Annotated in this window: 15 protein-coding genes and 1 riboswitch; of the genes, 12 read left to right on the top strand and 3 right to left on the bottom strand. The window is 40.9% G+C overall.

Annotated features, from left to right (window positions below):
* Nucleotides 1-54: 54 nt before the first annotated feature.
* A riboswitch (M-box (ykoK) riboswitch) is annotated at nt 55-230 on the top strand.
* A 126-nt stretch (nt 231-356) separates the two neighbouring features.
* From CXM95_RS08010 to dat, 8 genes are all read left to right on the top strand, one after another.
* Nucleotides 357-1511: an FtsW/RodA/SpoVE family cell cycle protein gene (locus CXM95_RS08010; protein ID WP_008381965.1), complete on the top strand. Its 1155-nt coding sequence runs from the start codon at nt 357-359 to the stop codon at nt 1509-1511.
* The gene (locus tag CXM95_RS08015; protein WP_008381962.1) at nt 1489-2682 is read left to right on the top strand and encodes an FtsW/RodA/SpoVE family cell cycle protein; all 1194 of its coding nucleotides are present in this window, start codon (nt 1489-1491) and stop codon (nt 2680-2682) included. The genes CXM95_RS08010 and CXM95_RS08015 overlap by 23 nt, the downstream gene beginning before the upstream one ends.
* Nucleotides 2679-3332, top strand: coding sequence for a phosphatase PAP2 family protein (locus CXM95_RS08020; protein WP_086299476.1), 654 nt, complete (start codon nt 2679-2681; stop codon nt 3330-3332). The genes CXM95_RS08015 and CXM95_RS08020 overlap by 4 nt, the downstream gene beginning before the upstream one ends.
* Before the next feature lies 1 nt (nt 3333).
* Nucleotides 3334-4257, top strand: a complete 924-nt coding sequence (locus CXM95_RS08025; protein ID WP_008381960.1) for an LCP family glycopolymer transferase — start codon at nt 3334-3336, stop codon at nt 4255-4257.
* A 200-nt stretch (nt 4258-4457) separates the two neighbouring features.
* Nucleotides 4458-4874 (top strand): GNAT family N-acetyltransferase, encoded by a 417-nt coding sequence (locus CXM95_RS08030; protein ID WP_101698975.1) that lies wholly within the window; start codon nt 4458-4460, stop codon nt 4872-4874.
* 73 nt (nt 4875-4947) lie between these two features.
* On the top strand, nt 4948-5376 hold the full coding sequence (locus CXM95_RS08035) for a hypothetical protein (protein ID WP_008381958.1): 429 nt from the start codon (nt 4948-4950) through the stop codon (nt 5374-5376).
* Between the two features lie 161 nt (nt 5377-5537).
* Nucleotides 5538-6638: an AI-2E family transporter gene (locus CXM95_RS08040; protein WP_008381956.1), complete on the top strand. Its 1101-nt coding sequence runs from the start codon at nt 5538-5540 to the stop codon at nt 6636-6638.
* A 129-nt stretch (nt 6639-6767) separates the two neighbouring features.
* A complete protein-coding gene (dat, locus tag CXM95_RS08045) occupies nt 6768-7622 on the top strand; it encodes a D-amino-acid transaminase (RefSeq protein ID WP_086338181.1) in 855 nt (284 codons plus the stop codon).
* A gap of 98 nt (nt 7623-7720) precedes the next feature.
* On the opposite strand, the gene CXM95_RS18835 is transcribed toward dat, so the two are convergent.
* Nucleotides 7721-7894: a hypothetical protein gene (locus CXM95_RS18835; RefSeq protein WP_005236169.1), complete on the bottom strand. Its 174-nt coding sequence runs from the start codon at nt 7892-7894 to the stop codon at nt 7721-7723.
* Nucleotides 7894-8559 carry an NAD(P)H-dependent oxidoreductase gene (locus tag CXM95_RS08050; RefSeq protein ID WP_035007267.1) on the bottom strand — a complete coding sequence of 222 codons (666 nt, stop codon included), beginning with the start codon at nt 8557-8559 and terminating at the stop codon, nt 7894-7896. Before CXM95_RS08050 ends, CXM95_RS18835 begins: the two co-directional genes overlap by 1 nt.
* A 164-nt stretch (nt 8560-8723) precedes the next feature.
* Here CXM95_RS08050 and CXM95_RS08055 point away from each other — a divergent pair, with 164 nt between their 5' ends.
* The 4 genes from CXM95_RS08055 to CXM95_RS08070 all read left to right on the top strand — a co-directional run bounded on the left by CXM95_RS08055 (nt 8724) and on the right by CXM95_RS08070 (nt 12715).
* Nucleotides 8724-8906, top strand: a complete 183-nt coding sequence (locus tag CXM95_RS08055; protein WP_008381949.1) for a hypothetical protein — start codon at nt 8724-8726, stop codon at nt 8904-8906.
* A 169-nt stretch (nt 8907-9075) separates the two neighbouring features.
* On the top strand, nt 9076-9858 hold the full coding sequence (locus tag CXM95_RS08060) for a MurR/RpiR family transcriptional regulator (RefSeq protein WP_005236161.1): 783 nt from the start codon (nt 9076-9078) through the stop codon (nt 9856-9858).
* Nucleotides 9859-9961: 103 nt separating this feature from the next.
* Nucleotides 9962-11524, top strand: a complete 1563-nt coding sequence (gene malX / locus CXM95_RS08065; protein WP_008381946.1) for a maltose/glucose-specific PTS transporter subunit IIBC — start codon at nt 9962-9964, stop codon at nt 11522-11524.
* Nucleotides 11525-11554: 30 nt separating this feature from the next.
* A complete protein-coding gene (locus CXM95_RS08070; RefSeq protein ID WP_008381945.1) occupies nt 11555-12715 on the top strand; it encodes a MalY/PatB family protein in 1161 nt (386 codons plus the stop codon).
* A 63-nt stretch (nt 12716-12778) separates the two neighbouring features.
* Here the strand turns inward: CXM95_RS08070 and CXM95_RS08075 are convergent, their stop codons facing one another.
* On the bottom strand, nt 12779-12949 hold the full coding sequence (locus CXM95_RS08075) for a hypothetical protein (protein WP_005236154.1): 171 nt from the start codon (nt 12947-12949) through the stop codon (nt 12779-12781).
* Nucleotides 12950-13083: the final 134 nt, after the last annotated feature.

The following is a 13083-nucleotide window of genomic DNA, read 5'->3' on the forward strand; positions in this document are numbered from 1 at the left end:
TGGGTTGTATCTTTATACGAGGAAGGGTACCATTCATAGTGGATTGAAAATAACATATAACCTTGTTAGGTGAGGCTCCTATACAAACATAAGCTATTGCGCAGAAACGTCGAAAGACGCCAATGTGTAAAACAGGAATTGTCGGATTAAGGCTTTTCATAAAATAGCTAAGAAAGGGAACAACTTTCTTTACGTTGTATAGTGCTAAAACTCGGACGATGAGATTGCTAGCAAAGTCTGACGTCCTAAGAGAAGTGAGACTTTTTTGCTTTTCTCTTTGATGGATGACTAAGCTCAAAGGGCATAATAACTGGTACCGTCTGAACACCTACTCCAAGGCAAGAGGAGTGGAAGCAATGATAGAAAAAAAGAAGATCGATTGGCTGCTGATCATAGCTTATTTGCTATTGAGCCTTATCGGTCTTTTAATGATTTATAGTGCAAGTTCTTATCGTTTATTAACGAGAGATCAGCCGCCAGCAAGCTTATTTATGCGTCAGCTTGTCTTTCTGTTACTCAGCTGGGTGCTCCTTTTCATTATTCAGCGAACACGGCGTGAGATTCTGCTCAGTAAATATTTAGCGATCGGTCTGTTGGCATTTGGCGTCTTTACTTTACTATTGGCACGTTTGCCGTTTTTCGGTGTTTCTGTCAATGGAGCGCAACGATGGGTCTCGATTGTAGGGATACAATTTCAGCCCTCAGAGATCGTGAATGTGGGCATGGTCTTATACCTTGCTCATTACTTTCAATCAGCAAAAACTACCTTGCAGGAAATGAAACGTCCGCTTTTCGTTTTATTTTTGTGCTGTGTGTTGATCCTCATTCAACCAAAAGTAGCCGGCGTGATGATTTTACTTTTCTTGGCTTTTATCATGATTACCACGGTTCAGGTACCCGTTAAACTCACGGCTCTTTTGTTTGGCGGGTTATTAATCAGTCTGTTCTTGGTTGCTATGTTGATCCTCTTTTTAGGAAACAATGATTTATTGCCCCACATGTTTATGCATGTGTATAACCGAATTCGATTAGTGGGAGATCCATTTTCCGACCCATATAATCAAGGATTCCAAATGATCCATTCCTACTATGCTTTGTTCAATGGTGGTCTTACGGGCCTTGGTTTAGGAAATAGCATCACCAAGAAAGGCTTTTTACCAGTAGCAGAGACTGATTTTATTTTCTCCGTTTTAGTAGAGGAATTAGGGTTGATTTTCGGCATTTTTGTCATCGCTTTATTATTCGTAATTATTTTACGTCTGTTTATACGATCAGCGGCAATCGCAAATCCTCAGATTGGCTTAATATTATTGGGAACCAGCACGTTGCTGTTATTACAAACAAGTATCAATATTGCCAGTATTTTAGGGTTGATGCCGATGACGGGGGTACCTTTGCCATTCATTAGTTATGGTGGCTCCAGTTACTTTATTCTTTCATTTGCCTTCAGTTTATGCCTGAAACTAGAACGAGAGGAGGGTATACTTAATGAAGTTCCTCAAACGACATGAAGCAAACTATGCTTTATTGCTGCCGATTTTCCTGCTGTTTTTGTTAAGTATCTGGGTACAACATCAGGCTTCTGTGATGGATGGCAATGATCCTTCAGGGATTGTTTTTCGGCAGATCCTCTTTTGTATCCTTTCGGCGATTGCTCTTTTTGTAACGAGTTTGATTCCTACGAATTTACTCCTCCGCTTTTCTGGTCTTTTGTACTTACTATCACTTGGTTTGATGGCCTCTCTTCATTGGTTTTACGATCAAACGATGTTTGAACAAACGCACACCAAACGGTGGATCAGATTTGGTGCGTTTACGATTCAGCCTTCTGAGTTTATGAAAGTGGCCTTTATGCTCTTTATGGTCTATCTCACTTTAGTCTATGAGAAACGTAAAGCAGAACGAACAATCAAATCCGATTTGATCTATGTTACTAAGATCCTGCTATACAGCTTACCCACATTTTTATTGATGTTTATGCAGCGGGACTTTGGAACGAGTTTGGTGTTTATCGTGATGTTAGGTGCCTTATTCATCATTTCCGGTGTTCATTGGAAAATACTGACCGTCGTGATCGGTTTGATTGCCGCTCTTGGTGCTATTTTGTTGCTACTCGTATTCACGGAATGGGGCAATCGTGTGTTGTTTCGCCTTCACTTTTCACAATATCAATTGGATCGGGTGAGAGCCTGGGCAGATCCACTCGCGTACCAAGATTCCATCGCTTTCCAACAAGTCCGCAGTATGTGGGCGATTGGTTCTGGCGGCTTATTGGGGGCACCTGATACCCATACAACGGTGTATGTGCCGGTTCGGGAGTCAGATATGATCTTTACAGTCATTGGAGAAACGTATGGCTTTTTAGGAAGTACTTTAGTCATCTTCCTTTATTTCTATCTGATCTATCAAATCATTTTTGCTGCTTTAAAAACAAATAACAAAGCATCGGTCTATATTGCGATTACCTATGTGTTTGGTTTGGTTTTTCAAATTTTTGAAAACATCGGAGCGGCGATCGGTTTGCTGCCTTTAACCGGCATCCCCTTACCATTCTTAAGTCAAGGAGGAACCTCTCTGATTGCGATCAGCATTGCTATGGGAATTATCTTTGGGTTAGACAAATTTCCGATAAAAGCCAAAAATAGGTCGTATACATTAAAAGAAAGTAGGGGCTTAACATGAGTAAAACAGCAAAAAAAGGAGTGATAGGCGGAATACTCTGCAGCTGTTTTGCATGGCTGTTTTTCCTCGTTGCATTAGAACCACGCTGGTTCCAAAGCATCGACAACCTTTTTTCCCAGTTGCCTCAATGGCGGACACCTGCTGTGGAATCGCTTTTTCTCCCACTTGCCAGTACGGCCACGATCATTCCCATAGCTTTCGTTCATTTCCTGTTAGCAAGTTTTTTATTTATGCGCAAGCAGCGGTTAGAAAGTCTTTGGTTGATGGGGAATATGATTGTGATCAGTGGTGTTGGTCAAGTGATCAAGAAAGTAGTTGATCGACCGAGACCGGATTTTGCTGACAGTATGGAACGGGCATCAGCAAGTTTTCCGAGTGGACATACATTATTAGCGACCACGTTGATTATTTCTCTCCTCTTTTTCTTGGGGCAAACAGTTCCTGCCAAAAGAGGCAAGCGTCACTTTATCCAAAACATGGCCCTATTTCTAGGATTGATCTATTTGTTGCTGATTATGATGAGTCGGTTGCTATTTGGGGTTCACTATCCCAGCGACTTGCTAGCAAGTATTTTATTGGCAAGTGGGATCAGTTATATCACCTATGCTTTCGTCTTTTCAATCAAAAAATATGTACTTAGGGGGAGATAAATTGAGTACAGCAAAAAAACTAATAATCATTTTCCTGATATTGCTGACCGGAATTATCTCAGCAGGAACTGTCTATGCGGTTAGGGTGTATTTTCAAGTAGAGGATGTTGCCCACTCGATCCATCGTCCAATCGAAGGACGAGAAGAGGCGGAAGTCATCGAAAATGCCGAGCCTCTAAGCCTTCTTTTGTTAGGGATCGCCAATGACTCTCGTCGCAAAACCGATTTTCGCGCCAACACCATTATGGTAGCAACGTTGAACCCTGCCACAAGAAAAACCACCCTCACGAGTATTCCTAGAGATGCTTATGTGGAAATCGTGGGACAAGGGTACCATGATAAAATCAATCATGCCCATTCTTTTGGTGGGGCAAAGATGATGATTGAAACCGTCGAACAATATCTTGATATACCGATCCATCATTATTTCTCCTTAAACATGGATGGGATGGCAGATCTTGTTGATGCAATTGGTGGCATCACGGTTGAAAATGAATTTGCTTTTACTGCTGAGAAAATCGATTACCCAGAGGGGATCCTCGATTTAGATGGCTGGGAGGCGCTTCAGTATACTCGTATGCGAAAGGATGATCCAGAAGGTGACTATGGCCGTCAGCGCCGTCAGAGAGAAGTGACTGAGATTCTGGCAAAAGAGTTAGTTTCACTTTCCAGCGTGATGCGGATTCAGGATCTGCTAACGATCATTGGAGAAAATGGCGAAACCGATCTAACTTTTTCGCAAATGAGTCAATTATTTATCCAATATCAATCAGCATTAGGGACTGTCGAGTCTTACCAAATGGCTGGCAGTGGGTTCACCGGCGATGGCTTCAGAGGAGAATATGGAATTTCCTATCAAGAAGTAACGCCTGAAGAGCAACAGACGACGAGCCAACGTTTAAAAAATGAGTTGTTGATTGATTAACGTCCTGGCTTAGAAACAGAACCAGTTCAATTTTGTTCTTCAAGTATTTCGTAATTAGAGTTGACAGCCGCTTTTCCTCAGGATACTCTTTAGTCAAGCAATGCATTACGGCTTAATAACAAGAGTTTGTTTGGAAAAGAGCTGTCAACTCTATTTCTATTGTTCCACCCTGTCGCTAAGTTATTACAAGGAGGAAAAGTATGAAGATCGTCTTTAAAGACCAATTACCATCTGATTCAAATCAAGTACTCGCTTTGTATGAGGGAGTTGGCTGGAGCGCCTATACTAAAGATCCCGAGCGTCTTTTAAAAGCGTTAGCCCACTCAGAGGTGATCACGGCCTATGTTGAAGAGCAGCTAGTGGGGCTTATCCGTTGCATAACCGATGGACAAACCATTCTTTATATTCAAGATCTATTAGTAGCATCTGAGTTTCAAGGTCAAAAAATTGGTCAGCGATTACTCAAAAAAATGCTGGCGAATCATCCATCAATACGGCAAAAGGTTTTGATTACGGACAACACAGAAAAAACGCGTCATTTTTATGAGGCGTGTGGCTTTTCCTCTGTGGAAGAGCAGCAAATTGCCGCTTTTATCTATTCAGTAAAAAGCGAATAAGGAATAAGAAAATCGATGTGTCACTGAGAATATTTTTTTAGTTGCGTTGGGTTTTAAGAAGGAGTGGAGAAAAATGAAGATGCGCTTTGCGTTACTTTTTTTGTGTCTCTTTATTGGTGTTGGCGCTTGTGGAGGAAGTCTATTGGCGTTTAAAAGCATTGAGCCGTTAAGCAAAGGGGAGACATTTGCTGGTTTGGAAGCGGCCATGCTGCAAGGAACACCCTTCACGACCTTCTTAATTCCCGGCTTGTTTTTGTTCGCTATCTTAGGTTTGGGTAATCTGATTGTTGTTTTCCTCTTGCGGCTTAACAAAGGGTACCACGGGGTAATGCTTTTAGGCATGAGTTTAGTTGTCTGGATCATCGTGCAGGTCATCTTATTACAAGAATGGAATGTCTTGCATGTGATTTTCTTTTTGCTAGGGTTGCTCCAGTTTGCTTCAGCAGTCTACTTTGTCAGACGGTTGCATATTCCGTTGCCGTTTTCAGCTCATCAAAATTGATTAGATTCGAGATGTAGAGATGAAAAAAATTAAATTAATTGAAAGTTTGCTATGAAAAACATGGATTTTTGAAAAATTCTTCTTGAAATCATCCTTCGTTTTTAAAATTATGCTAAACTGAAAGAAGTTGAATTACTTTCTAGAATCAGGAGGATTTATTATTGGAGTTTCTTAAAAAATCAAAAATTTTTGCAGGTCTAGTGATCGTCTGTCTCTTAGGGATCGCGGTCTGGATCTATTCAAATATACTGTTTGTCTTTCGACCGCTGGAAGCCATCTTTTCTAGTGTCTTTTTACCAGTATTGATTTCAATTTTTATTTTTTACATCTTTTTACCTTTCTTTAATTGGGTAAAAAAAAGAACGAAAAAGAAAAGCATTGCGCTATATTCGACATTGCTGCTGATCGTTTTTGCAGCGTATTTGATCGTTCAGGTGATTGGACCAGCATTAGCCTATGAGATGGGGCGTTTTATCAATCAAATTCCCATCATCATCAATTTGGTGATCGATACTATTGATCATTCTTATTTAGAAGAATTATTTGGTCCTTTTATTGATTCGATTGATATTTCCCAAGCTAGCAACTTTGCCTTACAGTTTATTACCGGGGCAACCAATAGTCTGACGAGTTTGATCTCCATCGTTTCTCATTCAGCGATCGTCTTGTTTACGATCCCACTGTTATTAGTGTATATGTTTAAAGACGGTGAGAAAGTTCCTGATTTTTTGGCAAGTAAGACACCGAAAAACTATCAAGGCTTAATGCGACAACTTTGTAGTGATTTTCATCAAGCAGCGTCAGCGTACATCGGTGGAAAATTGCTGGTTTGTTCTTATGTTGCGGTTTCAAGCTATTTCATTTTTTCTTTGCTAGGCTTACAAAATGCCTTACTATTAGGATTAATTTGCGGCGTTCTGGACATTATTCCTTATTTCGGCCCCTTTATCGGAGCAGCACCAGCCTTTTTATTTGCGTTAAGTCAAGACATTCGAACAGCTATTTTTCTGATTGTCGGAATCACGATCATTCAGTTAGGTGAATCATATCTTGTTTCACCATTAGTGATGAAAAAAGTATTGCATATCCATCCAATCATTGCGGTTTTCTTATTATTGATTGCCGGCAACTTGCTTGGATTTGTAGGCATGATTGTGGCACTGCCAGTGTATTCGATCGTGATGGCAATGTCTGGTACATTGTTGCGTTTTTTTCAAGAACGAAAATTAGAACGATCTGTAATTGATAAAGATTCATTATAACGAAAATGTTCTACCTTGCTGTTGGAGCGGTCTCCATCAGCAGGTTTTTTTGTTTTTAAGCACTACGTAGCAAGGCCTAAAGACAAATGCTATACTTATTGAAACGAGAAGGACGATAGGAGTGAGGAAATGAAGGTTTTATGGAACGATCAAATCGTTGATCGAGAAGCGGTGAAAATTGACATTGAAGATCGCGGTTATCAGTATGGTGACGGAATCTATGAAGTGATTCGAATCTATAATGGTCGCTGCTTTATGTTAGGGGAGCATATGACTCGCTTAGAAAGTAGTGCGCAAAAAATTAAACTGACGTTGCCTTATACAATTCCCCAATTAACTGAAAACCTTAAGTTACTGGTTAAAACCGAAGGAATCACAGAAGGAGAGATCTATATTCAAATCACCAGAGGAATCGCCTCTCCCCGCAATCACGAGTTTCCGTCTGCTGGAGCAGTCAAAGGAGTCGTGACCGCAAATGTGATCCCCTTTGAACGACCTCTGGAAATGCAGCATGCAGGGCTATCTGCGACCGTTCTTCCAGATGAGCGTTGGTTGCATTGTGATATCAAATCATTGAGCTTGTTAGGAAATCTGTTAGCGCTAGATCAAGCGATCGAAGCGGGGTTCGATGATGCACTCCTGCAACGAGATGGATGTTTCACGGAAGCTTCGGCATCAAATCTCTGGTTTGTCATTGATGGTATCGTCTATACACATCCGGATGGACGCTTGGTATTACCAGGTATCACGAAAATGAAGGTGCTACAGTTGTGTCAGCAATTAGAAATTCCTTATCGAGAAGAACCTGTCCCTGTTGAGGCACTAAACAACGCGCAAGAATGTTTTTTGACCAATTCTGTCTGGGAAATTGTGCCTATCGTCAAAGTAGATGGGAAATCAGTTGGCAATGGTACATTGGGTTCGATCACGAAACGTTTGCAAGCAGCCTATATCGCTGCTACAAAGAGTATGTGCGAATCCTAGTTAACAAGCAAAAGAAACGATTCAAAAAAACTTTGGCCCACCCAGCATGTTTTATAGCTAGGTGGAACAAAGTTTTTTCTTGGATACAAGTGCAGATTTTACCATTCACTAGGATTCCACAATTTTCCGTCAAGTTCTCCTTGTTTCAATTCGATTCGAATTTCTTGCTGATGAAGCAACTTCTCTAGTTCTTGCAAAAATGCTTTTTCGTGATAGTCAGCTGTTTCTTTTATTGACTGCTCTATCAGTGGCTTCAGCCATTCGTGATCCATCACAGCACCTCCAATTCAGTTAAAGCGTCATCTAATTCGATCAACGTTTCATGGTTTTCCTGCAACAAGGATAGCAAAGGAGCAAGCTGCGGTTTTTCAGAAACCAAACGCGCCAGCTTTTCGCTAAACCATTGTTGCTTTTGATCAAATGTAAAGGGAGCCGGCATTAATAAAAGTTGCTGATAGGCAATGACAAAGGCTCGTTTCTCTTGTTCTGATTTATACATCAGTTGATCGAGGACAACGATGGGGAGTACCGTCATTTGGTGTTTTTTTGCCATGAGTACCAGTGGGTGCAAAATTTCATTGAAGGTCGTATTTTCTCGGCCGCCTAGCTGAAATTCTTTGGCGGCAACGCCGGTAGAAACGGCGAAACTGATTTCCTTGCCCACCAATGCAGGGGCACATTTTTCCCAAACCGTATCGATCCAAGCTTTCATTTTTGCTGGAACGCTGTACCAATATAGGGGGAATTGTAGAATCAAACGATCGCATGTTTGCAACAGCATCCGTTCATTGGCGAGAGAAAAATCAGAAAGATCATCAAGGAAATGCATGGTGACGTTAGGAAGCTTGGCACTTTCACTAAAGAATCGTTGGGAAAGCGAATTGTGGAAATCCGGATGGCTGGCTACCACTAAAGTTTTTATCATGAGACTGATCATCCTTTCCTATTACATTTACCATATTTTACCAAAAAGAGAAACTAGTCTGCTTTTCTTTTTGTCGAAGTTCTTCTCTTTTAGTTTCGTTTAAGGTACTTCTTTTATACTTGTTATAAGAAAAAGCCAGTAGCGGCTTAAGCGTGATAGAAATGGGGGAATAGAGGATGGAATCAAATGATCCCTTGATGAAAGGTCTAGCAACTATAATAAGGATCGTTGCAAATACAGTGAACTATGTCGAAAATGGACTTGCCAGTTGCAAACAACGAATTGATGGAAAGCGTCAAACGAAAGAAAATGATTACGGCAACGGGCAAGAGTTTACTGAAGTGACTGTCTACAGATGACCGATGCAAAGAAAATAACAAAGATGGCTCACTCCTCAAAGGGTGAGTCCTTTTTTTATTTCAAGCCATTCATCATCAGTTTGTACTTTTGTTGAGGGAAGGTATAATGAGTAAATGAAGCATAGTGGAGACGGAAGAATGAAGCAATAGTAGGGAGGAGAAGCAGGTGATGAATCATTTATATAAACGAATCCAATACAAAATTCCAGAGCTGAACCGAGTAGAAAGAACGGTCCTTAACTATTGTTTAAGGGCGCCCGAGAAAGTTTCAGAAATGACGGCCGATGAGTTAGCTTCCCAAACGTACACCAGTCAAGCGACGATCAGCAGAATGGCAAAAAAGCTTGGCTTTACCGGTTTTCAAGAATTCAAATTTTCACTGAAGAATTATCAAACTCTTGAAAGAAAATCATCTACTCAAGCTTCTCTTGGCTTATCCCCACTGATCAAGCAAATGATTGACCAGCTGACGACATCCTTATCAATGATTGAAGAGGCTGACTTTCAGCGTGCTGTGGAAATGTTGCAGCAAGCACAACGAATCGAATTTTTTGCTTTAGGGCAAAGTGCGCCGGTTGCATTATCTGCGAGTCGAAAGTTGCGGTTCTTAGGAAAAACGGTTGGCGCTTCAACGGATTGGGATGAATTGACAACCATCGCTAATCAACTATCAAAAAAAGATATGGCTATTTTTATTAGTCATAGTGGGGAAACAATCGGGATGCTAAATTATGCTAACCGGTTGAAACAAAGAGGTGTGCCGATTTTAGCCTGTATTGGTCAATCAACAAGCACGTTGGAAAAGCTTGCCACCTTCTCTTTTTCTGTTGAAATGACAACGATTTATCATCATGAAGTCGATTTGAGCCCACGGATCTCTTTAGCAGCGTTACTGGATATTTTAATTATTCAATACGCCAATCAAATCGAACCAGGACTTGATCCTGAATGACCATTCCATTTTGTGAATGGTCATTCTTGTTTTGGTAACTGTATTGTAAGCCTTCTTGATATCGTTTACATTTTAAGAGATAAAAGTGTTAGGAGGAAATGATATGCAAAAAGGAAAGAAAGCAAGCTGGATGGAAATTTTTCAAGGACTTGGGAAAACATTTATGTTGCCAGTCGCTTTACTCGCATTCATGGGTTTATTTTTAGGGATTGGTAGTTCATTTTCATCTTCTTCAACGATCGACGTTTTCCCATTTTTAGGTGCCTCTTGGCTTCAAGTGGTTTTTCGTTTCATGTCAACGATCGGTGGGTTTGCCTTTAGTTACTTACCCGTCATGTTTGCGATGGCGATTCCTTTAGGTCTAGCACGAAAAGAGAAGGGAGTTGCGGCATTTTCAGGCTTTGTGGGCTATGTCGTGATGCATTTATCCATCAATTTTTATTTACAAGAAACGAATCAATTAGCTACTGCAGATCAACTTCGAGAAGCAGGACAAGAGATCGTTTTTGGCATTCAAACATTATCAATGGGTGTTCTAGGTGGTATTATCGCAGGATTGATCGTTTATAAATTGCATACGCGCTTCTACCATTTTCAATTGCCAGATAGTTTTGCCTTCTTTTCAGGAGCCCGGTTTGTTCCAATCATCACCTCGCTTACTTTAGCTGTGGTCGGGGTGATCATTCCGATGATTTGGCCATTGTTTGCTATGATCATCACAGGAATCGGACATTTGATCCAACAAGCTGGTCCTTTCGGTCCGTTCTTATTTGGTTCAGGTGAGCGCTTATTACTGCCATTTGGGTTACACCATATTTTGGTTTCCATGATTCGCTTTACCGAAGCAGGGGGAAGTCAGCTGATCGATGGTCAGCAAGTCTTTGGGGCGTTAAATATTTTTTATGCGGAATTACAAAACGGTTTAAGCATCTCACCAAGTGCAACGGCGTTCTTGTCTCAAGGGAAAATGCCAACCTTTATGTTTGGCTTACCGGCAGCAGCATTAGCTATGTACCAGACAGCAAAACCTGAGAATCGTTCAAAGATAAAAGGCTTGTTGATTTCAGGCGTCATTGCAACTTTTGTGACAGGAATTACTGAACCAATCGAATTTTTATTCTTATTCATCAGCCCTTTATTATGGATTTTTCATGTCATCATGACAGGTGCTGGATTTATGGTAATGAGTCTATTGGGTGTCACGATTGGAAATACCGATGGGGGCGTGCTTGATTTTCTTATCTTTGGCGTGATGCAAGGCGCATATACAAAATGGTGGCTCGTTCTGATCGTAGGAGCTTGCTGGTTTGCCCTGTATTACTTTGTTTTTAAAACAGTGATCCTTCGCAAGAACTTGAAGACACCTGGTAGAGAAGAGAACAATGATCAAACGAATGAGTTGGAAGAGGAAATGACCTATTCTGGAAAGAGTGGCTACGATGCCCATGGTATTTTGGCAGCTTTAGGGGGAGCAAGCAATATTGATTCTTTAGACAATTGCATTACACGGCTACGCCTCGTTCTAAACGATGGTACATTGGTTGATGATGAACGGCTAAAAAAACTAGGTGCGCTTGGGGTCGTTCACTTAGATGATACGAACGTTCAAGTAATCATTGGAACGAAAGTAACAACAGTCAGAAATCAACTTGATGCGATTCTTTAGCAAAATTGTCAAGTAGTAGGAGTGAAGAAAATGTTTTTTGATGAGCCAATCAATCGTAAAGGAACCCATTGTACCCAGTGGGATTATGTGGAAGACCGTTTTGGTGAAAAAAACTTGTTGCCATTTACGATTTCCGATACGGATTTCAAGGTGCCAGCTGCAGTTGAAGCGGCACTTATCAAGCGGATGCAGCACCCGGTATTTGGGTATACACGTTGGAATCATAATGAATTCAAGCAAGCGGTCTGCAAATGGTATTCTGAACGCTTTAAAAGTAGGATCGACAGCGATTGGCTGGTCTACAGTCCTTCCGTCATGTATAGCATCAAACTACTCGTCACCTTACTCAGCAATCCAGGAGATGGGATTATTATTCAGACGCCAGCGTATGATGCGTTTTATAAAATGATCAAAGAGAACAAAAGAAAAATCGTACCTAATGCACTCATCTATGATGCCAACTCGTATCGCATTGATTTTGAAGAGCTAACAAGATTGATGGCACAGCCTGAAAACAAAGTTCTTCTCTTATGTAGTCCTCATAACCCAACTGGGAGAGTCTGGCAAAAAGATGAGTTGCAACGAATGATCGAATTGGCGAAAACCCATGATGTATTTATCATCTCTGATGAGATTCATATGGATATTGTAAGAAAAGGACAAAGGCATCAACCAATCATTGATTTGTTGCAAAAAAAAGTAGCCCTTGTTACTTCGGGTAGCAAAACGTTTAATTTCCCAGGGTTGATTTATTCTTATGGAATCATTCCTGACTCCAAATTGCGTGATCGCTTCTTAACTCAGTTAAAAGAAGCCGATGGGTTGAGCTCCACCAGTATTTTTGGCATGACCGCAACGATTGCTGCCTACGATAATGAAAGTAAGTGGGTGGATCAGCTCAATGACTATCTGGATGATAACATTGCTTATGTGATTGCTTATTTACAGGAATATCATCCAGAACTCGTGGTCACGAAAAGCGAAGCCACGTATCTTATGTGGATTGATTGTACAGCACTGGATTTAACGATGGTGGAATTGCAGCAACGAATGATTCGTAAGGGAAAAGTCGCGATTATGTCAGGGGAAATCTATGGGAATGAAGGGAGAAATTTTTTACGCCTAAACGTTGGCTGTTCGCGAGAAAAACTCATTGATGGATTGAACCGATTCACATTGAGTTTGACATAACAAAAAAGAACCCACTGAGCAATCAGAAAGATCCTGTATTCTTTCTGATCGCCAGTGGATTTTTTAGTCTTTCGTCCTGTGGGGAGTTGATGTAGTAGTAGCGGGGATTGGTTCAACGACATGGAAATAGCCTTTTTTGTCTTGAATGATCAGCATATCTTGCTGACTCTGGCTTTTGATGATTTCACCTTTAACAATTTCGTTGGTGACAGTCCGATAAATACTTGCAGTCATGCTCATTCCTCCCAACGTTTTTTCCCAACTGGTCTTCAATAGGGGGACCAGTACAAATCAATTGCTTGATTTGTACCAGCAAGGAAAAAGAAAACGAATTGGTATCTTTAGTATAGGAGAGCAATGTTTAGATT

This window comes from Enterococcus sp. CR-Ec1, from assembly GCF_002850555.1.
In the GTDB taxonomy this organism is placed as follows: Bacteria; Bacillota; Bacilli; order Lactobacillales; family Enterococcaceae; genus Enterococcus_D; species Enterococcus_D entomosocium.

Bases quoted from the DNA above. Each gene is read 5' to 3' on its own strand.
- CXM95_RS08010 (WP_008381965.1), top strand. From the start codon at position 357: ATGATAGAAAAAAAGAAGATCGATTGGCTGCTGATCATAGCTTATTTG.
- CXM95_RS08015 (WP_008381962.1), top strand. From the start codon at position 1,489: ATGAAGTTCCTCAAACGACATGAAGCAAACTATGCTTTATTGCTGCCG.
- CXM95_RS08020 (WP_086299476.1), top strand. From the start codon at position 2,679: ATGAGTAAAACAGCAAAAAAAGGAGTGATAGGCGGAATACTCTGCAGC.
- CXM95_RS08030 (WP_101698975.1), top strand. From the start codon at position 4,458: ATGAAGATCGTCTTTAAAGACCAATTACCATCTGATTCAAATCAAGTA.
- CXM95_RS08035 (WP_008381958.1), top strand. From the start codon at position 4,948: ATGAAGATGCGCTTTGCGTTACTTTTTTTGTGTCTCTTTATTGGTGTT.
- dat (WP_086338181.1), top strand. From the start codon at position 6,768: ATGAAGGTTTTATGGAACGATCAAATCGTTGATCGAGAAGCGGTGAAA.
- CXM95_RS18835 (WP_005236169.1), bottom strand. From the start codon at position 7,894: ATGGATCACGAATGGCTGAAGCCACTGATAGAGCAGTCAATAAAAGAA.
- CXM95_RS08050 (WP_035007267.1), bottom strand. From the start codon at position 8,559: ATGATCAGTCTCATGATAAAAACTTTAGTGGTAGCCAGCCATCCGGAT.
- CXM95_RS08055 (WP_008381949.1), top strand. From the start codon at position 8,724: ATGGAATCAAATGATCCCTTGATGAAAGGTCTAGCAACTATAATAAGG.
- CXM95_RS08060 (WP_005236161.1), top strand. From the start codon at position 9,076: ATGAATCATTTATATAAACGAATCCAATACAAAATTCCAGAGCTGAAC.
- malX (WP_008381946.1), top strand. From the start codon at position 9,962: ATGCAAAAAGGAAAGAAAGCAAGCTGGATGGAAATTTTTCAAGGACTT.
- CXM95_RS08070 (WP_008381945.1), top strand. From the start codon at position 11,555: ATGTTTTTTGATGAGCCAATCAATCGTAAAGGAACCCATTGTACCCAG.
- CXM95_RS08075 (WP_005236154.1), bottom strand. From the start codon at position 12,949: ATGACTGCAAGTATTTATCGGACTGTCACCAACGAAATTGTTAAAGGT.